This is a genomic window from Altericista sp. CCNU0014, from assembly GCF_044923475.1.
Lineage (GTDB): Bacteria > Cyanobacteriota > Cyanobacteriia > Thermosynechococcales > Thermosynechococcaceae > JAAURS01.
Window position 1 is genome coordinate 3,437,446 of record NZ_CP137338.1, and the last position, 24,138, is coordinate 3,461,583.

Sequence of the window (24,138 nt, forward strand, 5' to 3'; positions counted from 1 at the left end):
ACTTTTATGAACTCAACTGAGTCCGTGTCGCCACCTTTCTAGCTTCCTCTTGGCGGCAGGGTCTAAAGAATGAGACAGCAAGCGCGCGGACGTTTTTTTGTTGGACTTCTGCTGGCGCTGAATCCGGAGGGCAATGCCTTCGATATCGCTAATGAGCTGTTGGGCAGACATCCATTCTGCGCCGTAGCCGAGGACAGTCAACTGCTGGGCGCGGTCGTTCGTGGCGACGATAAGGCGATGCTGGGACGCGCGGCTTTGAAAGCGCGCTCGAGCGCAAAACTGCTCGATGTGGCTATCAGCGGTCTCGCCAAATTCGGTGTAGAAAATTTCGAGGGCGTCCGTAATCAATTCGGAGTTGCCGTAGGATTCGCGGCGTTGATGGGCGTCAAAGATAATGCGGGTTTGATAGCCTTGAAACGCACTATAGTTGGCTAACTCCCCAATGAGTTCTTCGCGAGCTGCTTCTAAACCATTGCGATCGCGGCAAAATGCTAGGGGCGTCCAAGCCCCAATGATGTTATATCCATCGACGAGAAGCGTCACGTCTGGGGAAGCTGCCATAAAAAATGCCGGGTGAACTGCAGCAAGCTTTTCTTATTGTTACATTTTGCTCCATATTCTTAACATTTTGCGATGAATTTGACAGGCGACCCCGTTCCAATCGACGTCTTGATTCTCTCGAACGGGCCGGGAGAGGTGATGACTTGGGTGCGTCCGGTCGTCAGGGCCTTGCGATCGCAATTCTCTCCCGAGGCTTTCGCGCTCAGAATTTCGGTCGTGCTGTCCCCTTGTCCCCACGCCAGCGGTCGGGAGGCCGAGGTGTTGAAGGGATTTCCGGAAGTAAATCGAGTTCAGGGGCCTGATGCATTTTGGCCGTTTTTGCTGTGGGGTAAAACGGAACGGAACTGGGATTGGCACGGCACGGGCGCAGTCGTGTTTCTCGGCGGCGAACAGTTTTTTGCCGTCGCAGTCGGGAAACGCTTGGGCTACAAAATTGTGACCTATGCCGAATGGATGCCTCGCTGGCTGAGGTGGATTGACGGTTGCGGCGTGACCCAGGAGAGCGCGGTGCTCAACGCGCCCGTACGATTTCGCGCCAAGGTACGGGTCGTCGGCGACTTAATTGCTGAGGCGCAGGTGCTGGATCCCGCAACTCAAGCGATCGAGCCTGCGCTCGGCCTTCCCTTGGGGGCGGAACTCGTGGGTCTGCTGCCCGGATCGAAGTCCGTCAAGCTATCCCTATTGATGCCTCTGGGGATGGCGATCGCCGACCGTTTGCATCGAATCCGACCCCAGACGCAGCTCGTCATTCCCGTCGCGCCGACCCTCACCCTTGCTGAAATCAGCCGCTACGCCGATCCAGCTTCAAACCCCTACTTTGAGGCGGTAGGGGGCTGTCAGGCGACGCTGATGGAACCTGAAGCGGAATTACCCTATTTAGCGACGGCAAATGGCGCGCGCGTATTGCTGTGGTCGCGCGTGCCGGCCTATGACCTCCTAGCCCAATGTCAGCTTTGCATTACGACAGTCGGAGCCAACACCGCCGAACTGGCCTCCCTCGCCGTCCCGATGCTGGTGCTGCTGCCCACCCAACAGCTCGACCTGATGCGCGCCTGGGATGGCATCCCAGGATTACTCGCAAACCTCCCATTCCTAGGCACGGGGTTCGCGAAGCTCATCAATGCCTGGGTGCTCGAGCGAGGGCTGGGGTTGAGGGCATGGCCCAATATCTGGGCCGGTTGCGAAATCGTGCCGGAGTGGGTTGGGCACATTCTGCCGCAGCCTGCGGGCGATCGCATCGCGGGTCTGCTCGACAACCCCACCGAATTGGACAAAATGCGCGCGGCCCTCAAACAAGTTCGCGGAGTGCCCGGTGCCGCTCAGCGCCTAGCGGCGCTGGTACAGTTAGTTTTAGAATAACGGGCTCGCTTCTATCGCTCGATCCTACTGAGGCTGAACGGGCTGGCTGCTGCTAGAAAGGTAGCCCGGTTGCCGCTGAGCGGTATACATCGCCTGCAAAACAACGGCTGGATCGACCAGCTTACCTTGATATTTGAGGGTCCAGTGCAGGTGGGGCCCCGTCGTACGACCGGTCATGCCCACGCGACCGATGCGCTGGCCCGCTTGTAACGATTGACCTTCATAAATCTTGAGTCCGCTCTCGCCATCTGTCATGAAGCGCCCCTGACCGTCTCGGCCAACATAGCCCATCATGTGGCAGTAAACGTGAATCCAAGAACCAGACTGCACCCGAATCGAGGTCCCGCAGGCCGTATTATCGGAGACCTCAACCACGCGACCGTTCCACCAGCCGCGAATGTAGCTGCCCACCGGAGCTGCGAAATCCAGCCCGCTATGAAATTCTCTCGTATATCCGCCCGTTGGCGAGCTCCGATAGCCAAAGGCAGAGGTATAACCCTGAAAGTTTTCGACCGGGAAGGAACCATTGCGCCAGATCTCTCCCCCTTGTTGGGTAGGGTTGTTATCTTCAAAGGCTTTACCAACTTGGGGGAAAAGGCTCAGCGCTAGAACGCTCAGCCCGAGTAGGGACAAACAACGGTTCCGCTTCATCGTAAAAATTCCTCAGCACCTGAAAGGGTCGCTTCGCGATGGACAAACCTGGGAGTGACCAGGGCAAAAATTATAAAAAGCATGAGTTCTCTTATACCCATCTATAGGACTTCTGTCAATAGGCTTACGGCCCGGATCTCACGACCTCCGCTTTGCCCGAGATATTTCATTGCGAGCGAGACATTAAAAGTATTGCTTAGGGTTGTATGCCATCCCGCTTTTATCTGTATATAGATTGCACCAGGCAGCCGCTCGATCTGACAGAGCTTTTAGGTAGAGATGAAAAAAATCGATAGGAGTATAAAAAGACGCTGCCTGAAACCAGACAGCGTCACAACCCGATTGTTGTTAAATGAACGAGAACGCTACCCGTTAAGGGTAGGAGCCGTCAGCGCGACGGGAACCGCTTCGCTAGAAGCTAAATCGAGCGGAAAATTGTGCGCGTTGCGTTCGTGCATGACTTCAAAACCAAGATTGGCACGGTTGAGCACGTCTGCCCAAGTATTGATCACGTTTCCTTGGCTGTCCACGATGGAGTGGTTGAAATTGAACCCGTTCAGGTTGAACGCCATCGTAGAAATGCCCATTGCCGTGAACCAAATTCCCACTACAGGCCACGAACCCAATAAGAAGTGCAGAGAGCGGCTGTTGTTGAACGATGCGTATTGGAAGATCAGCCGACCGAAGTAGCCGTGGGCTGCAACGATGTTGTAGGTCTCTTCTTCCTGACCGAACTTGTAACCGTAGTTGGCAGACTCTACTTCAGTGGTCTCTCGCACGAGGGTAGAGGTGACCAAAGAGCCGTGCATCGCGCTGAATAGCGAACCGCCAAACACGCCCGCCACGCCCAACATGTGGAATGGATGCATCAGGATGTTGTGCTCCGCTTGGAACACGAACATGAAGTTGAACGTGCCAGAAATACCCAAAGGCATTCCATCAGAGAAAGACCCTTGTCCGATAGGGTAGATCAAGAACACGGAGAAGGCAGCGGCCAAAGGCGCGGAGTAAGCCACGCAAATCCAAGGACGCATGCCGAGGCGGTAGGATAGCTCCCACTGCCGCCCCATCCAGCAGCAAATTCCGAGGAGGAAGTGGAAACAAACCAACTGGTAAGGCCCGCCATTGTAAAGCCATTCGTCTAGGGATGCGGCTTCCCAAATCGGGTAAAAGTGCAGGCCGATCGCGTTGGAGGATGGAACGACGGCACCGGAGATGATGTTGTTGCCGTAAAGGAGCGACCCAGAAACGGGTTCGCGAATTCCATCGATATCGACGGGGGGAGCGGCAATGAAGGCAATGATGAAACAGATGGTGGCGGAAGCGAGGGTCGGAATCATCAAAACGCCAAACCAACCGACGTAAAGGCGGTTATTGGTGTTGGTGACCCAATTGCAAAAACGCTCCCACGCACCTTGACCTTCGCGTCTTTCTAAGGTGGTAGTCATGGTTGAATGTATGAATTACGACAATGAATAAGTTAAAAAGTTCGGGCACGTAAAGTACTGACCATGCTCAATTTGGCACAGTCTTCGTAAAACGAACGTATTAAAAAATTAGACAAAGCCTGACGTTCGCAAACACCTCTACGTACTCACCACTCTAAGTCAAAAATTAATGCGAGCAATCAACGGGCGAAAATAATTCAAACAACTTCACAAACATGAAAAATATTTTTAAGAAAGATAAACGAAATTGCTTTTTTTAAATTACTTTAGATCGGATTTATGGGGAAAAGTACCCGAATTCAGTCGCAGTCGAGCGTCAGGATTCGACAGCGACTTTTTGAGATTTTTGACGGGTGGATTCTCCCTGTTTCTGTACGATTCTGACCTCAACGTTTGAGGTAAAGCGCGCTATTGTTACAATAGAAAGTAAAGTTTTGTATTTCATCCATGAACTATCCGCGCCGTACGATTCAGCGGGCCAGGCGGGCGATCGCCTGCAGTCCGTTTTGCAAGACTTTATTTGCAACCATGGCGCTGCAAAGCGTGGGATTGGCCGAGGTGGCCGGTGCTTCGGGGGTGGCCCATCGCTATACGCGCAAGCCAGTTTCGGAAGGAGCCGCAGAGCGATCGCTGCTGTGGTTGATCCAGGTTGGGTTGCTGCGGCGCGAAGTAGACGGCCAGGGCTTGACCGACAGTTTTAGGCTGACGCCTTTGGGACGACTTTCGATCGAGCAATGGCAGCAGCAGGGAGAGACCTTTCGGCGGGTGACTTGGGGCGATCGCCTCCAGGATTTTTTCCATCGCCTGCTCGGCGGAGCGGTCTGAGTGGCAAAATCCATCATGGTGGTGGGCACCACGTCCCATGCGGGAAAGTCCATGCTGACGGCAGCGATCTGCCGTATGCTGAAGCGTCGAGGTTATCGCGTGTCGCCCTTTAAGGGCCAGAACATGGCGTTGAATGCCTACGTCACCGACGAAGGGTTGGAAATGGGCCACGCCCAGGCCGTGCAGGCTTGGGCGGCGGGGGTAAAACCGCAGATCGCGATGAATCCGATTTTGCTCAAGCCCCAAGGGAATATGACGTCCCAGATTATTATGAAGGGCCAGGTTGTGGGGCAGGTTCAGGCTGCGGACTACTATCGGCTGTACTTCGAGCGGGGATGGCAGGCGATTGTAGAATCCCTCGAAACGCTGCAACAGTCCTTTGACTGGATCGTGTGCGAGGGTGCGGGCAGTCCAGCGGAGATCAACCTCAAGCATCGCGATTTGACCAACATGCGGGTAGCAAAGCACCTGAACGCGCCAACGCTGCTCGTGGCCGATATCGATCGCGGCGGGGTGTTTGCCCATATCGTAGGTACCCTCGAGCTGCTGGATCCCGACGAGCGGGCGTTGATTCAGGGGTTTGTCATCAATAAATTTAGGGGGCAGCGATCGCTCTTGGAATCGGGCCTCACTTGGTTGGAGGAGCGGACGGGCATTCCGGTTGTGGGGGTGATTCCATGGGTGGACGAGGTGTTTCCTTCGGAAGACTCGCTGAGTTTGCTAGAGCGTCCGGTCCGAGGTGAGGTGAGGGATATTAGTATTGCGGTCGTTCGCCTGCCCCGCGTGGCAAATTTTACGGATTTTGACCCCCTTGAAGCAGAGCCGACGGTACAGGTGCGCTATATTTTGCCAGGGCAAGCGTTGGGCAGTCCCGACGCCGTCATTTTGCCCGGTTCTAAAACCACGATCGCCGACATGCAGGTGCTGCACGAATCCGGACTGGCGGCCCAAATTCAGAGCTTTGCCAAAGCTGGAGGCATGGTGCTGGGCATTTGCGGCGGCTTTCAGATGCTGGGGGAGGCGATCGCCGATCCGCACGGCTTAGAGGGAGAAGCGATCGCGGTTTCGGGCTTGGGGCTGCTGCCGATGAAAACCGAGATGGCACTTGAAAAAACGACGCGGCAGCGAACCACTCAGTCCCGCATTCTCTCGGAGCATTTCAGCCAATTTAGCCGGGTCTGCAAGATTTGCGGGTATGAAATCCATCAGGGGCAGACGCAAATTTTAGATCCTTCCACCCTGCTGTCGCTGTTCGACGATCCGAGCTTGGGGGTTGTCAGCCTAGAGAATGGCGTCATGGGCACCTACCTCCACGATTTATTCGGCAATGGCCCTTGGCGCAGGATGTGGTTGAACCAGCTCCGCGATCGCAAAGGACTTCCTTTACTGGAGACTCAAATCCCCCCTTACGAAATCCAGCGCGATCAACTTCTGGATCGCATTACCGATGCAGTTTCCCCCCATTTAGACCTCTCTACCTTAATGGCCGACCCATTAGAGCCTTAAAACAGCCACTGAGGAACGGTCGGGAAGTGGGAGTACAGCGCTTTAAGGCGATTGGCATCGTGGAAAAACCACTGCTGCAGCCACGCTCGATAAAATGCTCCTCCTTCAGCCGGATCCAGCCCCAACTGCATCGCTTTCGCGATCGACTGTCCTGCCATCATGCCGGACATCAGCGCTCGCAGCACGCCATGGGAAGAGGCAGGGTCGAGCGTCGCCGCCGCATCCCCAATAATGAAATAACCGGGGCCGGCAGCTTCCAACGCAATGCGCCAAGTGACCTCAGCAGAGCGGGGAAATCCCACGGGTTGTAGCTGGCGAAAGGCTTCAGGTTTCCAGTCCGCACGGGATTGGGGCTCCGTCAGCCACAGACGAGTCCACTGGTAAAGGTGGGGGCGCACCCTCGCCGTCCAGGTCCAGCCTTCCGCATCGGCGCAGATGAGCGGGCTGTCATCCCTGGCAGGGCATTCACCCTCTCCGTAACCGTAGCGGACGATCCATCGAGGGGTCAGCGTTTGGACTTGGAGTTTGAGATGGCGCTCTAGCCAACGCGCGCTACCCGATGCGTCCGCGACATACCGCGCCGCGATCGTTCCTCGATTCGTCTCGACACCAGTCACTTTGCCCGAAGCGACAACGGGGCGTAGGGCCTGACAGGGTTGGAGGACGCACGCACCCGCGCGTGCGGCTCGTTCCAGCAAAATTGCGTCAAAGTCGGCTCGCCAAGCCTGAAATCCGAGCCAATCGCCGGACGCGTCGGCACCAAAGGCTTCAAAGCGCTCCGCGTCGAACCACCGAATCGAATGTCCCCGATGCCTGAGAAAATTGGCCTGTCGCACGGCATCCCAAGCCTCAAGGGTTTTGAGGATGGGTTCTACGCCCGGATGGAGCGTCTCGCCGGGGTGCGGGCGGGGGAAGGGCGATCGCTCCAGTAATGCCACCTTTAGCCCGGCCCGCGCGCAGGTAATGGCAGCGGCTGACCCGCCCGGACCGCCGCCGACTACAGCAACATCAAAGTCCGCCATGACTTCCCTCAATTCCGCTGACGTCGCGTTATTGGACGGAGGACGATTTTTTGGGGTCGCATAGTTGGGGTAAGAGGTTCAACAATTCTGGCGCGGTAAAAGGTTTTGCTAAAAATGCTTGAATCCCCTCGCGCATCGTTTTTGCCACGGACTCGTGGGTGACCAATCCGCTCATGGCAATAATCTGAACCTGAGGGTTGAGTTTGCGCAGGGTGCGGATGGCGGTGATGGAATCTAATTCGGGCATCATGAGGTCGATCAATACGACGCTGATTTCATCTTTGCGCTCGGCATAGAGGGCGATCGCCTCAATCCCGTTGTTAGCGGTTACGACCTTGTAGCAATAGGCTTCCAGGGTGGCCTGGGTAATTTCCTGCACCGCAACTTCATCGTCCACCACTAAGATGAGTTCGCCCCGGCCTAGGGGAGGTTCGGTGTTGACAACCGCCTCTTCTTCAGCGGTTTCCGTCGCGGGCAAGTAAACTTTGAACTGAGTGCCTTTCCCCAATTCGCTGTGAACGTCGATCGACCCCCGATGGCTTTTGACAATGCCCAGTACCGTGGACAGCCCCAACCCCGTTCCCTTGCCGATCTCCTTGGTGGTAAAAAACGGATCGAAGATGCGGTCTAGAATTTTGGGCGGGATGCCCGTTCCCGTATCGGCGATCGTCACGACCACGTAGGAACCCACTTGGGCATCCAAATGCATCCGAGCGTAATGTTCGTCAATCTCTAGATTTTCGGCAGTAATGTAGAGCGTACCGCCGTTGGGCATGGCATCGCGGGCATTGACGCAGAGATTCATAAATACTTGATGCAAGGCGGTGGCATCGGCAGCGATCTGCCATAGATCCTGAGGCAACTCCGTGGAGACTTCGATAGTTTTGGGAAAGGTTTGGCGAATAATTTTGTGAATTTCCCAAAGTAAATGGCTGACTTGGGTGTTGGTCGGCTTGCCTTCAACGCCACGGGTAAAGGAGAGAATTTGCTTGACCAAATCGGCCCCCCGATGGGTGTTGGTCCCCAGGATTTCAATTAACTGCTGCGTTTGTTCGTCCATATCGGGGACTTTCAGGGGCAAAAGTTCCACGATTCCTAAAATGGGGGTCAAGACGTTGTTGAGATCGTGGGCGATGCCGCTGGCCATGGTGCCCAGACTTTCTAAGCGCTGGGCGCGCAGAAATTGCGCTTCCAATTGCTTTTTTTCGGTAATATCTTCCGCCGTTCCGACATGGCCTAAAAATTGACCTTGCGTGGAGTACATGGGGCTGACCAGCGTGCGAACCCAACGCACCTCGCCTTGGGGGGTCAAGAGTCTGTGCTCGCTCACCCAACTTTCCCGCTGAGAGACCGTCCGCTGCCACGACTCGATCGCCGAGTCGCGATCGTCGGGGTGAATGGCTTGAAGCCAAACGTCGCCTAAACTCTCTTCAATCGATAGTCCCGATATCTCTTGCCAGCGGGGATTGACATAGACATTCTTGCCCCGAGCATCGCAGTGAAAAATTCCCAGCGGAGCCGACGCGCAGAGGGTCTTAAACCGATCTTCGCTGATGGCTAGAGCCTGTTCGGCACTGTGTCGCTTTTGGCGCTCCTCAGACTCGCGCAACTCCCGTTCTACAGCGGGGACCAACCGAGCCAGATTGCCTTTGAGGAGATAATCTTGGGCACCAGCCTTCATAGCGGCTACGGCAGTTTCTTCGCCAATGGTACCGGAGACGATCAGAAAAGGGAGATCCAACCGTTTGCTCTGAAGGATTTTCAGGGCATCTAGCGCGTTAAAAGCAGGCATCGTGTAATCCGAGATTACGATGTCCCAAGCGTGCTGTTCGAGAGCATCCTGGAGGGTATTTGGCGTTTCCACGCGAACGTGATGGACGTCGTACCCGCCCCGACGCAGTTCGCGGAGGATCAAAAGCATGTCGTCTTCGCAATCTTCGACAATCAGGACGCGTAAGGAAGAATTCATTGGGACGGATCTCCTAAAGAGGAGGCGGTTCGTTCATCAAGAGCCAATACATTCCGAGTTGTCGGATGGCTTCCGAGAACTGAAGGAAATCCACGGGTTTGCGGATGTAGCTATTACAACCCAAGCTATAGCTGTCAAGCATATCTTGTTCTTCGCTAGAGGTGGTCAGAACCACAACGGGCAGAAGTTTAGTGCGCTCGTCGGATCGGATGCGTCGCAGTACTTCAATTCCATCTATGCGGGGCAGCTTTAAATCCAGCAAAACTACTGTCGGCTTGACAGTCATATCCCGTCCGGCATAGGTTCCGGTCCCAAATAAATAATCTAGCGCTTCAACGCCATCGTGGGCCACGATCACCTCGTTGCCAATGTGGTGGCGCTTAAACGCTCGGATGGCCAGCGCCTCATCGTCGGGATTGTCTTCTACCAGCAGAATACTTTTGGTACTTACGGTCATAGACTAGCGGCCTCTGGTTTCAACGTGAAGTAAAATGTGGCACCTTCTCCCACGGCACCCTCTGCCCAGACTTTCCCTCCATGACGATGGGCGATCCGTTGGACGGTAGCCAAGCCAATTCCATTGCCGGGGAACTCGATAGCACTGTGCAATCTCTGAAACGGCCCGAATAACTTGTTGGAAAAAGCCATGTCGAAGCCTGTCCCATTATCCCGCACAAAGTAGACCGGAATATCGGTTTCGGCGGGCATCATGCCAAACTCAACGCGCGCGAGAGGGTTTTTAGCACTGAATTTCCAGGCATTGTTCAGTAAGTTCATCAGCAACACTTGAAGCAGCCGAGCGTCTGCTCGAGCGGACAATCCCGGCTGCACGACAAACTCGACTTGCCGTTCTGGGTGGCTGCGCTGCAGCTCCGTGCAGATACTGCTGACCAATAAACTGAGGTTCACGGGCTCCAGATTCATTTCGGTGCGCGTCACCTGGGACAGGTTGAGGAGATCGTCAATCAAATTCCCCATGCGCTGGGTTGCGTTGCGAATGCGACGCAGGTAGTCTTGACCGCTGGCATCCAGTCGATCGCTGCAATCTTCTAAGAGCGCCTGACTGAACCCGTCGATACTGCGTAAAGGCGCGCGCAAATCGTGAGAAACCGAATAGCTAAAGGACTCCAGTTCTCGATTGACGGCCTTCAAATCCACGATGGCTTTTTGCAGTCCTTGGTTCAGGGTTTGAACGGCTTGCTCGGCTTGCTGCCGTTCGAGGACTTCTGCCCGGAGGTCGGCCATGAGTTCGGCATGTTTGAGGGCTACCCCCAAATGGTTGGCAATTTGCTGGACGAATTCGATTTCTGTGTCCTGCCAGTGGCGGGGCGCTTGGCATTGGTGAATGCACAGCAATCCCCACAGGTTTTGGCCCTGTAGGAGCGGTACGGCCAGGTTGGCCTTAATCTGAAATTGGGATAGAACCTCGATATGACAGTCGCTTAAGCCTGCATTGTGGATATCTGCAACGACCTGCATGCGTCCTTGCTGGTAGCGGGCAGAAAACTGTTCGCCAAAGCAGTGGTCGTGGATTTTTTGCGCCATTGCCGATGGAAATGCCGGATCCACATCTTCAGAGACGAATTCGCCGTCGTCCCAGCCGGAATCTGGATAGAACCGAAACATCCCGACGCGATCTGCCGACAGGAGCTGGCGGACTTCCGTTGCAGTGGATTGAAAGATGGTTTCTAGTTCTATGGGTTCGCGCAGGCGGGTGATGACGCTGAACAAGGCTTTCTGTTGCTCGACCTGATGTTTAGCGCGATCGATTTCTCGTTCTAAGGGCTGAAGCTCTTCCGTCAATGTTTGCTTGAGCTGCTCAAAGGCTGCTTCATCTCGACAGAAGGTCCGCAATTTTGACAAGATGTTGGGGTTCATTCTTCTAGATTCTAGAGTCTATCTCGGTTAATGTTAGCGCTATCTTTCAAGGAAGCTGGCTACCGGGATTCCCCTTCAATATCGTTGATAGCACCGCACAGCTCGGACAAAAGGTTTAACAGGTCCGTTCCAGTAAAGGGCTTTGCTAAGAACGCTCGGACGCCTTCGTCCAACGCTTTGGCGGCGGCTTCGTGGGTTGCCAATCCGCTCGTGGCAACAATCTGGACCTGAGGGTTGAGTTTGCGCAGGGTGCGCGTGATGGTGGCGGAATCTAACTCGGGCATCATCAGATCCAACAATACGATGCTGATTTTATGTTTGTGCTCGGCGTACAGGGCGATCGCCTCAATCCCGTTGCTGGCGGTCATGACTTGGTAATGATGGCTTTCTAACGTTGCTTTAGTAATTTCCTGAATCGCGACTTCATCGTCCACCACTAAAATGAGTTCGCCCCGTCCCATGGGAGATTCGGCCTTGACGACCGTTTCGAGCGCGCTGGTCTTCGCGGCGGGCAGGTAGATTTTGAATCGGGTACCGTTGCCGACTTCGCTGTAAACGTCGATAAATCCTTGGTGGCTTTTGACAATGCCCATCACCGTGGACAGCCCCAACCCCGTTCCTTTGCCGATCTCTTTGGTGGTAAAAAACGGGTCGAAGATGCGGTCTAAAATTTTGGGCGAAATGCCGATTCCCGTGTCGGCGATCGTCACGACCACGTAGAAACCCACTTGGGCATCTACATGCATCCGGGCGTAATGTTCGTCAATTTCTAAATTTTCGGCGCGGATAGAGAGGGTGCCGCCGTCGGGCATGGCATCGCGGGCATTGACGCAGAGGTTCATAAACACTTGATGCAAGAGTGTGGCATCGGCGGGAATGAGCCATAAATCTTGAGAAAGCTCCGACGAGAGTTCGATGGCTTTGGGAAACGTCTGTTGGATAATCTTGTAGACTTCGCGCAGTAAATGACCGACCTGAGTGTTGGTTGGCTTGCCTTCAATTCCACGGGTAAAGGAGAGAATTTGCTTGACCAAGTCGGCACCGCGATGGGTGCTCTCGTTGAGAATTTGCAGCAACCGTTGGGTTTGTTCGTCTAGGTCGATCACTTTGAGGGGCAGCAGTTGCACGATTCCAATAATGGGGGTCAAGATGTTATTGAGATCGTGAGCGATGCCGCTGGCCATGGTGCCCAAGCTTTCTAACCGTTGGGTTCGCAGAAATTGCGACTCCAGTTGCTTCTTCTCGGTAATATCTGTATCGACGGTGAGGATGGATTTGGGCTGTCCCGCCTCGTCCAGCATCAGAGAACGGCGACTCATGACCACGACTGTTTCATCTGCCTGGGTGATTTTTTTGACTTCTCCTTGCCAGGTTCCCCGATCGAGGATGGTTTGGAGAACGTGTTCCATCTCCGATCGCGCTTCCTCGCTTAACAGGTGCCGCCAATCCCGACCCAGGATTTCTGCTGCTTGCCAGCCGTATAACCTCTCTGCACCTTGGTTCCAGAATAGAATGCGGTTGTCGAGATCGTGGACGAAAATAGCATCCGTGGCGATGTCTAGTAAGTCAGCCTGTTCGCGAATTTTTCGATCGGCCTGTTTGCGATCGGTAATATCTCGGAAATAGATCCCTAACCCAAGCTCTGAGGGATAAGCATGCACTTCAAACCACGATCGGGTTGCCACATCTTCAACTTCGAGATGAACGGCCACGTTCTCTGCCATCGCCTGTCGATACGCGAGATCGAGCGGTTGCCCGATCGTCTGGGGAAAGAGTTCCCAATGGGTTTTGTCCCACATCGTGACGAGATCGATCCCGAGCATTTGATACGCTTTTAATGCCTCGGCATTGGCATAGGTCGTTTTCCACTCGCGATCGAGGGTGACATAGGCATCGGTCATGCTTTCCCATGCGGTAACGATTCGCCGATTTAGCGATTGCAGGTCTTTCTCAGTTTGTTTGCGATCGGTAATATCAATCCAGTAACCGACAATTTCTAAGGGATTTCCGCTGTCATCCCGCACCAACTTAAGCGCATCGCTGACCCACCGATAAGTGCCATCTCGGTGCAAGAACCGATACTCATGGAGGTAGGTATCGGTTGCGAACAAATGTTCGAGTCCGGCAAAGACGCGGGGCGCATCTTCTGGATGAATGTGGCTCGCCCAAAATTGGCTGTCTTCTAGAAAATCCCGGCTCTCGTAGCCCATCATGTCAGAAATATTCTCTCCGATGAAGGTCGCTGCGAAATTGCCGCTGGCCTGAGAGGCGTACAGCACGGCAGGGCTGGTGGTCAACAGATAGCGCAGGCGGGCTTCCGTGAGATGCAGTTGCGTCTCAGCCCTTTTGCGTTCTGTAATGTCTTCGATCGCGACCAATGCAGCGCGCTCGCCGTGCAAAGAAAAGGCTTGTGCGGTAATCTTGACGTCAATCGGAGTGCCATCTTTTTTGAGGTGCTTCCAACTGCCAATGTAGTTTTGCCCTAGCTCGAGTCCGGCTCGAATCGTTTGGAGGGTGGGGACGTCTTCGGGCGGGTGGATATCGGCGATGGTGAGCTGCAAAAATTCTTCCCGCGAATAACCGTAATGCGCGATCGCCGCTTCGTTGACCTCTAAAAAAGCCAGGGTGTCTAGATCGGACACCCACATGGGATTGGGGTTGTTTTCAAAGAGCAGGCGATACCGAACTGCCGATTCCTGCAGTTTCTCCTGGGCTAGCTTGCGTTCGGCTTCGAGCTGCTTGCGATCGCTGATATCGAGCAACACCGAACGACTCATCAAAAACTTCCCGGCTTCATCCCGCACCGCAGTAGCGCTCAAACTGGCGGGGAATACCGTCCCGTCCTTGCGAAGCATTTGAAACTCTAAGTCTCGAATCCAGCCTTGAACCTTGAATTTTGGAAAATTAGCTCGAAACGTTTGCTGGCTTTCTGGGGTCAACAGATCGGAAAATTTCTTTTTGCCGATTAGCTCCTCCCGAGCGTACCCCAACATCGCGAGTTCGGTTTGGTTGATGCGGACAAAAACGCCGTTCTTGTCGAGGGAATGATAGCCGCAGGGTGAGTGCTCGTAGAGTTGCTGGAACTCATCCATCTGCTCCCAGAAGTGTAAATTCGCTTCTGAAGCGTTATCTCCCTTAGACTGAGGATTGCTGAGCACGATCGATCCGCTCCATTACAGCGCTAGATGCTGAGCTAAGCCCTATTCTAAGGGGATGGAGCTTAAAAGTAACCCTTTTCAACTTAACGAACGATCGCCTAAACCTCAACCGACTCGATCTCGGTGTCTGCCTCGGGCGAAAGAAAGGGCAACTCTAGCTCCGGTAGGGAGCCTTGAATCAGACTTGCGACGGCGGGCATGTCCGCTGCCGCGCCGCACAATAACAGGCGATCGCCCTCTGAGAGCACCGTATCGCCCGTAGGAAAGCGAATCAGCTCGCCCTTGTGGCGCAGGGACTGAACTTGCACGCGGTATTGCTGGTTGGCATTAAGCGTGCCTAAGGGTTGGCCTTTGATGGGGCTGCTGGCCCGAACCATGACCCACTGGCAGGATGCGTCGGTAATGGGTTCGGCCACTTCCCCTTCAGCGAGTTCGGTAAAGGCTTGAATTTCTTCAGGTTGACCGACGAGTAAGAGGCGATCGCCCTTCTCCAGCACCGTCGTCGGGTCGGGATAATCTAGTTCTTCCCCGCCAGCGCGGCGGATGGCCATAAACGCCACCCCCGTCAGCCGACGGCAGTCCGTTTCGGCAATGCTCATACCCAGTAGCGGCGAATTCTCGGGCAGCGAGCACCATCGGTTATTGAGCTCTCGGGCGGCAGTGCGCACCTCCCGCTGCACCGCAAAAGAAGAGCGTTCGGTGCGGAAATCGGTGTATCGGCCTTCCCGGATGAGTTGGATCTGCGGTTGAATGGCGGATTCGTCCAGACCCAGCCGACTCAGCAAATGGGAAGACAGTTCTAAACTGGCCTCAAACTCTGGCTGTACCACTTCTGTGGCTCCCAGTTGGTAAAGCAGTTCCAAGTCCTTATCCTGGGTGGCGCGGGTGACGATGTCCAGATCGGGAGAAAATTCTAGCGATCGCTTCAGGCACAGTCGCGTACTCATGGCGCTCGGCAGCACCACAGCCATACCCCTCGCTTGGGACACTTGGGCTTTCTCTAGCACTTGCGTACTCGCCGCATCTCCGTAGACATAGGGAATTTTTTCTTCGCGGAGCTGTTGAATCGCGCTTTCTGCCTGATCGATCACCACCACCGGGTAATGGTAGCTTTGCAGCACCTTCACGATGCTGCGTCCCATTTGCCCGTACCCGCAGACAATTACGTGATTCCGAAGCGTCACGTCTGCGCCGCTCAGCTCCGGCTCCGCAGGAGTGGAGAGCAGCATCTGCTGGAACTTAGGAATTTGTTCGGCCCAGGCAAACGCCTTCGGTAAGGCTTGAAAGACAAAAGGCGTGACCACGAGCGTCACCGCCGTCGTACCCAAGACCAACAGGTAAACCTTTTGGGAAATCAGCCCTAAAACTTGACCCTTACTCACCAAGACAAAGGAAAATTCCCCAATTTGAGCCAGCCCAAAGCCCGCAATCAGTGCCGTTTTGAGGGAATACCCAAACAGCCGCACGATCGGCGTCACGATCGCAAACTTACCGACAATGACAATGGTCACCAGCCCTAAAATCAGCTCCAGATGCTCCCACAAAAACACGGGGTCGATCAGCATCCCGATCGCCGCAAAAAAGAGCGTCGCGAAAATGTCCCGCAACGGCTCCACGTAGGCCAGGGTCTGGTCGGCGTACTCCACCTCCGAAATCATCAGCCCCGCCAAAAAGGCCCCCATTTCAATGGACAGGCCAAAATGCTCCGTCAAAAGGGCGATTCCCAAACACAGCGCCACGACACCCAACAAAAATAGTTCTCGGCTCTCCGTCCAAGCCAAAAACCGCAGCAGACGCGGGAGCACCCATACCCCACTGGCGATCGCCCCCCCTGAAATAATGGCAATCTTCAGCAGCGCCCACCCGACCGCAATGCCGATCTGGTCCGGCGACTTATCTAAGGCTGGCAGAATGGCCAACATCAAGCCCACGGCCAGATCTTGAACCACCAAAATCCCCAGCATCACTTGAGCGTGGGGCGTTTCCGTTTCATTGCTTTCGGCCAGACACTTTAGCACCACCGCCGTAGAGGACAGAGACAGCACCGCCCCTAGAAAAATGCCTTGGGGCATGGAAGTCACCCACCCCACCGCCGTCGAAATCAGAGCCGTTACGGCAATGGTCAGCAAGATTTGCAGGCTACCGCCCCCCAAACTAATGCCCTGTACCTTGCGCAGCTCGCTAATTGAAAACTTTACGCCCAAAGCAAACAAGAGAAACGCCACCCCAAACTGGGCTAGGGTTTCCACCTGAACCACTTCCTTAATCAACCCCAGCCCAGACGGACCGACAATAATCCCTCCCAGGAGATACCCCAGCAGCACGGGCTGTCGCAGCAAAGCCGCCAGCAATCCACCGCCAGCGGCGGCCCCCAAAACCGTTACTAAATCCAGAATCAGTCGAAAGTCTTCCTGCACAAAGCGTTCCTAGTCGTGGCTCGGACAATAAATAGCAATGCTTTTAACCACTTTACTAAGTTTTTATAGTGCGGGCTGAAAGATCTGAGGCCGTAAGGGGATTAATACTAGAGAGTGCTAGCCGATTTGGACTTAGATGAGCCTATTTTTTTCCCAAATGCTGCGTTCTGAGTCCAAGTCTGTGTTTTTGGAGATTGTTTGTATTCACTTCTTATAGCAAGCTATACAGACAACCTAAGACAGCATTTTCATTAGTATTGAGTTTGCTTTAGGCATCGCACAATCGGAAAAAAGACTTCGTTTTTCCTTCCGAGTTGGGCAAAATAAGACCAAGTAAGTCTGGAGACAGCAAGGGAACGGCAAGATGACCATTCAAGAAATCGTTGAAGTAGCCCTAGAGAACGGGTATCTCACGCCAACCATGGAAGCTGAGGTAGGTCGCATTTGCGATAATGCCGCAGATTTATCGGTGGATGAATATCAGGCTCTAGATAAGCTAATGGGGGCTTTGTTGACAGGTCAGGTCGTGGCCGTGCCCCGGAAGCAGTTTATTAACGTGATGGAAGAGCTGGTGCTCACGGAGTCCATTACTCGGGTCTCGGACATTGAGTCCCGCAACAACATTACCCTCGATATTGGCGATATTGCCGCTTACGCGCTCAATCGCCTGCCGCCCCTCTATGCGACGACGGAAGAAGGGGCAAACTATCAACGCAAGCGCGCTCAATCGGAATTGAAAGATTTAATTGCCCAACAGGTCAATGCGGCAATTTCTCGCAACCAAGACCAGCCGGAGTTCTTCCCGGAACGCCGCGCGATCGCCCAACCTTCAGGCCAAAGCCCCGATTTCCTCTCGCAGATGAGTTCTCTGCTTCAGGCCCACGCCCCTGACTACGAGAAGCCCGTCGAAGTTCAGTAAAGTTCGATACAGTTCGATCGAACTGCTCGGGCATCGCTCTGAGATCGAACTTTCATCCGAAGCAGCGATGGGGTTCGATCGGCATTAGAGTGAGGGGTAGAAGAGGTTGTCGCTCTGTTTACCGTTTGACTCGAATGCAGCAGTTTTCTGAAACTTACAAAAATTACGCAGTCGATCTGATTCGCCGCTATTGCGATCGGGTTGATTTTCTAGCAATTCGGCTTGAGCAATCTGAAGCAGCGACCATTTTACTGCGGGGGACCAAGGTCGAAACGTTAAGCGAAGAGTTTGCCTTGGGGGGACAGGTCCGCGCCTGTCACCGAGGCGGGTGGGGATTTACAAGCTTTAACAGCATCAACCTGCTGCAGGAGCGCATTGAAGAGGCGATCGCCGCTGCCAAGTGGGTCGGAACCTCAACTACCCAGTTGGCAGCGGTCGATCCCATTCAAATCTCTATTCCACTTCAAATCAGCGGCACCAATCCTAGAGAGATTCCACTATCTCAGAAAAAAGCGTTGTGCTCGCACTACGCATCCGTGCTGCGGGAAACCTCGCCAGATATCGCAACCGTATCGGTACGGTATTTAGACAGCCTTCAAAACGTCTTATACGTCACCTCAGAGCAAACCGCGATCGAACAAACCTGGGTGGATATGGAAATGCGGTTTGCCGCAACCGCCAGACAGGATCAGTGCGTACAGACCGGACGGGAAACGACAGGGTCTCGAAAAGCCTTTGAAGATCTCGAAGGTTTAGAAAACCAGGTGCGCCAAGCGGCGCTTAGAGCGGTCGATGCCCTTGACTTGCCCGCAGTCAAGGGCGGCACTTACCCGGTTGTCATCGATCCCGTCCTGACGGGTTTATTTGTCCATGAAGCCTTCGGCCACCTCTCCGAGGCGGACATGACCTACGAAAACCCCGAGCTTTTGGAAGTGATGACGATGGGCAAACCCTTCGGCCCCGCCTCCCTCAACATTTACGATGGCGCGGCGATCGCAGGGCATCGAGGCAGCTATGGCTACGATGACGAGGGCGTGCCTGCAACCATTACCCCCCTCATCGAGTCGGGCATTTTAGTCGGCAGGCTCCATTCCCGCGAAACAGCCGGGCGGCTGGGCGAACAGCCTACGGGCAATGCTCGCTGTCTCAACTATCACTTCCCGCCCATCGTGCGGATGAGCAACACCTGGATCGAGCGCGGCACGACCTCCGTCAGCGATCTCTTTACCGATATCAAAGAGGGAATTTACGCTCGCAATTGGCTCAGCGGCATGACCAACGGCGAAATGTTTACCTTTTCTGCGGGAGAAGCCTGGATGATTCGAAACGGGCGCTTGGCAGAACCCGTTCGGGACGTCACCCTCTCTGGAAACGCATTTAAAACCCTCAAACACATTGAGGCCATTGGCGACGACTTTGGCTGGGATGAATCCGGCGGATGCGGCAAAGCCGAACAAGTCGGCCTATCCGTAGGCTGCGGGGGGCCAAGTCTGCGGATTCGCAATGTCGTGGTCAGCGGAGAAGCCTCCAGCGAATAGCGATCTGCAGACTCTCGAACTGCCTACAAAAAGCTCCTGCAAAATACGCAGGAGCTTTTTGTTCGATCGTTTTAGGGTTTAGCGATTGTTGCAGAATCCGCCTCTAATCCAGAGCTGGGCTGTAGACTCTGGAGATCGATCGCCTTTGAATAGCGGCTCGGCAGGGAACTCTGTTCCGGCGATTCTACGACGGCTGGTTTGTCCCTATCCTCCCCAGGCTCTAAGTTCAGAAATTTTCGCCACGGCCTTTCAGAGGTCTTTTCTAATGCAGGGGTCTTTTCCAACGGCAACGACTTCTCCTTTGACTCAACGCCCGAGCGAACGACATCGGGCAATTCGACCTTAGGTTGTACTGGAGGTTTTACTGGCGAAGGCGTTGGAAACTTGGGTTGAGTTGGAGCGGGTTTGATGCTCTCAGCCTTACTGAATGCTCCCGTTCCGGCTGTGGGTTCTATCTGTTGGGGCAATGGCAATTGAGGGGTTGGCGAAACGATATCCGGCTGCCGAAAACGCTTTAAATAAGATTGGATGGGATTCTCGCCAGCGGGAACTGGCTTACGCTCGTCTTTATCAAAACCTTTGGAGGGAGAGCTGAGTTCGCCAGCAGGCGGCTCGACTCGAACCGCTTCCAGTTTTCGTGCGGGAACGGGCACAATGCGTTCCTGGGGTTTAGGGAGGCTCGGCGAAGGCAGCTTGACCGGAACCGGAGCCTCTGGAATTGCGACGGGACTGGGGGAAGGAATAGGAGGTAAAGAGACATCCGACTTTGGTTCTGTCGTCGGTTCCGGCGCCTTAAGAACGGGAGCGGGTTTTGGAGCAGACAAAGCCTCCAGTTTCTGCGCCGCACGGCGCTGACTGGCTTCAAGACTCACCATTGGCTCCGCGTCTTCTACACTAAGGTCCCCTCGCACTAGCCTAGAGAGCGCGTCGCTTCCTCCTGAATTCAGAGTGACGAGCCGAACCGTCTCGCTCAAATCATTGGGAATCGCTTTGCCGCTCGGACTCAGTAGCTCGACTTTGACCCAATTTGCGCCAGACTTGAATCCTTTTAGATAGAGCGGCGGCTGTTCTTCGGTTATGAAGCTTTTACCATTTACGGTCACCTGCACCTTTGGGCCGGACGATACCGCAGGTTCGGAACCTTTGGATTCGCCTGAAGGCGAAGTAATCAGGTAGTCCAGCAGAATGGGCTCGGCACCATACTCGCCATGGGGTTGGCTGTAAGTCAGTAAGGGTCGATCTGAGGTAGGACGATGGGTATGAGTTGGAGCAAAAACGTGGAACGTCACGAGATCGAACGCGCTTGGCGCTTTAACGATCTCATGCCAAGGAAGACTGGCAAAAACCCGGATCGTGTGGGTTCCAGGCTTTAAGTCTGAAAACGCGATGCTTTGCTTGGCATCGTATACGTCTGCATAGGGCTGGTCGTCGAGCAACACGGTCAGATGAGGTCCCAATGCAAGTTCGGGATCCTTAAATATCGGAAAATCTTCTACGTCAAACCGAATGCTCGCCGTGGTTTGGTCGATCGTTTCGTCGGCCTTTAGGCCCACAATCTTGACTTGCGGGTCGCGACGAGACAGCGATCGCTGCGCGTCAAGAGTCCGCCGCAACTGTCGGATCCGATCTGGCGGAGACACCTCCTCCAGATTTGGACCTCGAGCAAATATCCCCTGAGGCATATCGACAGCTTGGGAATTTGGGGACGACGATCGAGCGCACCCAGATAAGCCCAAAAACAAAATCAAACAAACCGCAGAAACTGCAATACGTTTGCCTATTTCTTGCCAACGTCTGCCCATCACGCTTGCCATACTCCTTTCATCACGCTTCAGCCTGCTCGAGATACGCAAGGATAACAGACGCTTTGCTTCACTTAACCTTTAACCCTATGTCGGCTTACTGATAAAGCGCCTCTACCCTCTTAACGGAACTATAGCGGAAAAGACTCGACCTACTTCGCAGACATTAGAAACGTCCAAATCCGAAACTTGAAAGAGATTACAATTTGTAATCGTCAACATGAAAACTCTTTATTCCAAAACAGCCCTCCCAAAGCAAAGTTAAGAAACCTAACTTTGCCATTCCCGCGCCAGAGGTCATACTCAAGATTTAGCTGAAATCAACCTTCAAATGCCCTAGAAACAGCTAATCCTCGTGCTTTTCAACCAACGGAACAAGTTCCTAGCTCTCCTAAGGGAATATCAAAAGACGACTTGTCAAGCATCAAAGATTAAAAAATATTAAGTTTTGAAATAACTCTTAAAATAATTACTGCAATTGTTGCATTTGATGCAGTCCGATTCAGTCCATGTCAGACACCTTAATTATTGTTAATTGCCTTAAAATGCCTGGTAGGACACCTATAATTCACTAGTGAGAACTCTTCCAAGGCTGATACATATTGAGAATCAGTCGTTCTGCCGCTTCTCTTAGATCTCTCAATTTGGATGAAGCGAGTTGCGGTTGCTCCGGTCGAGCTTGACTGCCTATCGCAGCCAAGATTGGTCTCGGCACCCCGGCACCTTTCCTCCAAATCAGTGGTTTTTCGCTATAGCGATTCAGAACACGGAAGACGGATCCTCGTTCCTTGCTTGCTCAAAGAGAGGAGAGTCTCAATGACGATTAGCCCTAAGGAGCGAGAGTCAAAGGTTAGAGTGATTGTCGATAATAATCCCGTTCCCACCTCATTTGAAAAGTGGGGACAACCCGGACACTTCGACCGCACCCTAGCTAAGGGCCCCCAAACCACCACGTGGATTTGGAACCTGCACGCTCTTGCTCATGACTTCGATACACATACCAGCGATTTAGAAGACATCTCTCGCAAAATTTTCAGCGCTCACTTCGGCCACCTCGCCGTCGTGTTCATTTGGCTGAGCGGGATGTATTTTCACGGTGCTCGATTTTCAAACTACGAAGCCTGGATGGGTAACCCAACCGGCATTAAGCCCAGTGCTCAGGTCGTCTGGCCGATTGTCGGTCAAGGCATCTTAAACGGAGATGTGGGTGGCGGTTTCCACGGCATCCAAATTACATCTGGTTTGTTCCAGCTTTGGCGTGCTTCCGGCATTACAAACTCTTATCAGCTTTACTGCACAGCCATTGGTGGCTTAGTCATGGCTGCTCTAATGCTGTTTGCCGGATGGTTCCACTATCACGTGCGAGCTCCAAAACTGGAGTGGTTCCAAAATGTCGAATCGATGATGAACCATCACCTAGCTGGTTTGCTGGGCTGCGGTTCTCTCGGTTGGGCAGGTCACCAGATCCATGTTTCCTTGCCTATTAACAAACTTTTAGATTCTGGCGTTGCGCCCAAGGATATTCCCCTTCCCCATGAGTTCATCCTGAATAAGGACCTTATGACGGAGCTATATCCGAGCTTTGCTCAGGGCTTAACTCCTTTCTTTACCCTTAATTGGGGTGCCTATTCCGACTTCTTGACCTTCAAAGGTGGCCTCAACCCCGTAACCGGCGGTCTGTGGCTCTCAGATACAGCCCACCATCACTTGGCCTTGGCTGTTCTGCTCATCATTGCAGGGCACTTCTACCGCACTAACTGGGGTATTGGCCACAGTTTCAAAGAAGTTTTGGAAGCGCACAAGGGCCCCTTTACTGGCGAAGGCCATAAGGGAATGTACGAAATTTTCACGACCTCTTGGCACTGCCAGTTGTCCTGGAACTTAGCCTGGATGGGTTCTTTATCCATTCTGGTGGCCCAACACATGTATTCCATGCCGCCCTACCCCTACATTGCGACGGACTATCCGACTCAAATCGGTTTGTTTACGCACCACATGTGGATTGGCGGGTTCCTAATCGTGGGTGCAGCAGCACACGCAGCTATTTTCATGGTGCGGGATTACGATCCGGCAACCCATCAAAATAACTTGCTGGATCGCGTTCTGCGCCATCGGGATGCAATTATTTCCCATCTAAATTGGGTTTGTATTTTTCTAGGCTTCCATAGCTTTGGTCTGTACATCCATAACGACACCATGCGTGCCTTGGGTCGTCCTCAAGACATGTTTTCCGATACGGGTATTCAACTTCAGCCCGTATTTGCTCAGTGGATCCAAAATCTGCATACTTTAGCGCCCGGGACGACTGCACCCAATGCAATGGCTACGGTTAGTCATGCGTTTGGCGGTGGCATCGTTGCCGTTGGCAATAAAGTGGCGATGATGCCCATTGCGCTGGGTACGGCGGACTTTATGGTTCACCATATTCATGCCTTTACGATTCACGTGACCGTGCTCATTCTGCTCAAGGGCGTGCTGTTCTCTCGTAGCTCTCGTCTGATTCCAGACAAGGCTAACTTGGGATTCCGCTTCCCTTGCGACGGACCCGGTCGAGGCGGCACCTGCCAGGTTTCTGGTTGGGACCACGTCTTCCTAGGTCTGTTCTGGATGTATAACTCCTTGTCAATTGTGATTTTCCACTTTAGTTGGAAGATGCAGTCCGATGTATGGGGCACCGTAGGCGCAGACGGTTCGGTCTCTCATATCACTGGCGGTAATTTCGCCCAAAGCGCCATTACGATTAACGGCTGGTTGAGAGATTTCCTTTGGGCGCAAGCTTCTCAGGTTATTAACTCCTACGGTTCGGCACTGTCGGCCTACGGTTTATTGTTCTTGGGAGCGCACTTTGTGTGGGCCTTTAGTCTCATGTTCTTATTCAGTGGTCGCGGCTACTGGCAAGAGCTGATCGAGTCTATTGTTTGGGCGCACAACAAGTTAAAGGTTGCCCCTGCAATTCAACCTCGCGCTTTGAGCATCATTCAAGGCCGTGCGGTTGGGGTTGCTCACTACCTTCTTGGAGGTATTGCAACCACCTGGGCATTCTTCCATGCTCACATACTTTCAGTAGGGTAAGGGCGAGGAGGAC

General features: G+C 53.7%; 16 protein-coding genes. 6 read left to right on the forward strand and 10 right to left on the reverse strand.

The genetic code is table 11. The features are described 5' to 3' along the window. Positions 1 to 12: 12 nt before the first annotated feature. The gene (locus tag R6H26_RS16425; RefSeq protein WP_404783808.1) at positions 13 to 561 is read right to left on the reverse strand and encodes an NYN domain-containing protein; all 549 of its coding nucleotides are present in this window, start codon (positions 559 to 561) and stop codon (positions 13 to 15) included. A gap of 72 nt (positions 562 to 633) precedes the next feature. Between R6H26_RS16425 and R6H26_RS16430 the strand changes: the two genes are divergently transcribed. Next, positions 634 to 1,920 carry a lipid-A-disaccharide synthase gene (locus R6H26_RS16430; protein ID WP_404783809.1) on the forward strand — a complete coding sequence of 429 codons (1,287 nt, stop codon included), beginning with the start codon at positions 634 to 636 and terminating at the stop codon, positions 1,918 to 1,920. Positions 1,921 to 1,944: 24 nt separating this feature from the next. Here R6H26_RS16430 and R6H26_RS16435 read toward each other — a convergent pair whose 3' ends face one another. After that, entirely contained in the window at positions 1,945 to 2,571 is a 627-nt protein-coding gene (locus tag R6H26_RS16435) for a M23 family metallopeptidase (RefSeq protein WP_404783811.1), read from the reverse strand. A 365-nt stretch (positions 2,572 to 2,936) separates the two neighbouring features. After that, positions 2,937 to 4,019: a photosystem II q(b) protein gene (psbA, locus tag R6H26_RS16440; protein ID WP_404783812.1), complete on the reverse strand. Its 1,083-nt coding sequence runs from the start codon at positions 4,017 to 4,019 to the stop codon at positions 2,937 to 2,939. 447 nt (positions 4,020 to 4,466) lie between these two features. On the opposite strand from psbA, the gene R6H26_RS16445 reads away from it, so the two are divergent. Beyond that, positions 4,467 to 4,844 carry an Npun_F0494 family protein gene (locus tag R6H26_RS16445; protein WP_404783814.1) on the forward strand — a complete coding sequence of 126 codons (378 nt, stop codon included), beginning with the start codon at positions 4,467 to 4,469 and terminating at the stop codon, positions 4,842 to 4,844. 15 nt (positions 4,845 to 4,859) lie between these two features. Further along, entirely contained in the window at positions 4,860 to 6,350 is a 1,491-nt protein-coding gene (cobQ, locus tag R6H26_RS16450; protein ID WP_404791355.1) for a cobyric acid synthase CobQ, read from the forward strand. Here cobQ and R6H26_RS16455 read toward each other — a convergent pair. From R6H26_RS16455 to R6H26_RS16480, 6 genes are all read right to left on the reverse strand, one after another. Then, a complete protein-coding gene (locus R6H26_RS16455; protein ID WP_404783816.1) occupies positions 6,347 to 7,372 on the reverse strand; it encodes an NAD(P)/FAD-dependent oxidoreductase in 1,026 nt (341 codons plus the stop codon). The genes cobQ and R6H26_RS16455 overlap by 4 nt on opposite strands. A gap of 28 nt (positions 7,373 to 7,400) precedes the next feature. Next, entirely contained in the window at positions 7,401 to 9,341 is a 1,941-nt protein-coding gene (locus tag R6H26_RS16460; RefSeq protein WP_404783818.1) for a response regulator, read from the reverse strand. 13 nt (positions 9,342 to 9,354) lie between these two features. Next, entirely contained in the window at positions 9,355 to 9,798 is a 444-nt protein-coding gene (locus R6H26_RS16465) for a response regulator (protein WP_404783820.1), read from the reverse strand. Next, positions 9,795 to 11,219 (reverse strand): GAF domain-containing protein, encoded by a 1,425-nt coding sequence (locus tag R6H26_RS16470; RefSeq protein WP_404783822.1) that lies wholly within the window; start codon positions 11,217 to 11,219, stop codon positions 9,795 to 9,797. Before R6H26_RS16470 ends, R6H26_RS16465 begins: the two co-directional genes overlap by 4 nt. A gap of 59 nt (positions 11,220 to 11,278) precedes the next feature. Continuing rightward, entirely contained in the window at positions 11,279 to 14,377 is a 3,099-nt protein-coding gene (locus R6H26_RS16475) for a PAS domain S-box protein (RefSeq protein ID WP_404783824.1), read from the reverse strand. Positions 14,378 to 14,475: 98 nt separating this feature from the next. Continuing rightward, the gene (locus tag R6H26_RS16480) at positions 14,476 to 16,794 is read right to left on the reverse strand and encodes a cation:proton antiporter (RefSeq protein WP_404783826.1); all 2,319 of its coding nucleotides are present in this window, start codon (positions 16,792 to 16,794) and stop codon (positions 14,476 to 14,478) included. Between the two features lie 364 nt (positions 16,795 to 17,158). Between R6H26_RS16480 and R6H26_RS16485 the strand changes: the two genes are divergently transcribed. Together R6H26_RS16485 and R6H26_RS16490 are read left to right on the forward strand one after the other, a co-directional pair. Next, on the forward strand, positions 17,159 to 17,713 hold the full coding sequence (locus R6H26_RS16485; RefSeq protein WP_404783827.1) for a late competence development ComFB family protein: 555 nt from the start codon (positions 17,159 to 17,161) through the stop codon (positions 17,711 to 17,713). 134 nt (positions 17,714 to 17,847) lie between these two features. Beyond that, positions 17,848 to 19,251 carry a TldD/PmbA family protein gene (locus R6H26_RS16490; RefSeq protein WP_404783829.1) on the forward strand — a complete coding sequence of 468 codons (1,404 nt, stop codon included), beginning with the start codon at positions 17,848 to 17,850 and terminating at the stop codon, positions 19,249 to 19,251. Between the two features lie 71 nt (positions 19,252 to 19,322). Here R6H26_RS16490 and R6H26_RS16495 read toward each other — a convergent pair whose 3' ends face one another. Continuing rightward, a complete protein-coding gene (locus R6H26_RS16495) occupies positions 19,323 to 21,065 on the reverse strand; it encodes a hypothetical protein (protein WP_404783831.1) in 1,743 nt (580 codons plus the stop codon). Between the two features lie 804 nt (positions 21,066 to 21,869). On the opposite strand from R6H26_RS16495, the gene psaA reads away from it, so the two are divergent. Continuing rightward, positions 21,870 to 24,125 (forward strand): photosystem I core protein PsaA, encoded by a 2,256-nt coding sequence (gene psaA, locus R6H26_RS16500; RefSeq protein WP_404783833.1) that lies wholly within the window; start codon positions 21,870 to 21,872, stop codon positions 24,123 to 24,125. Positions 24,126 to 24,138 lie beyond the last annotated feature (13 nt).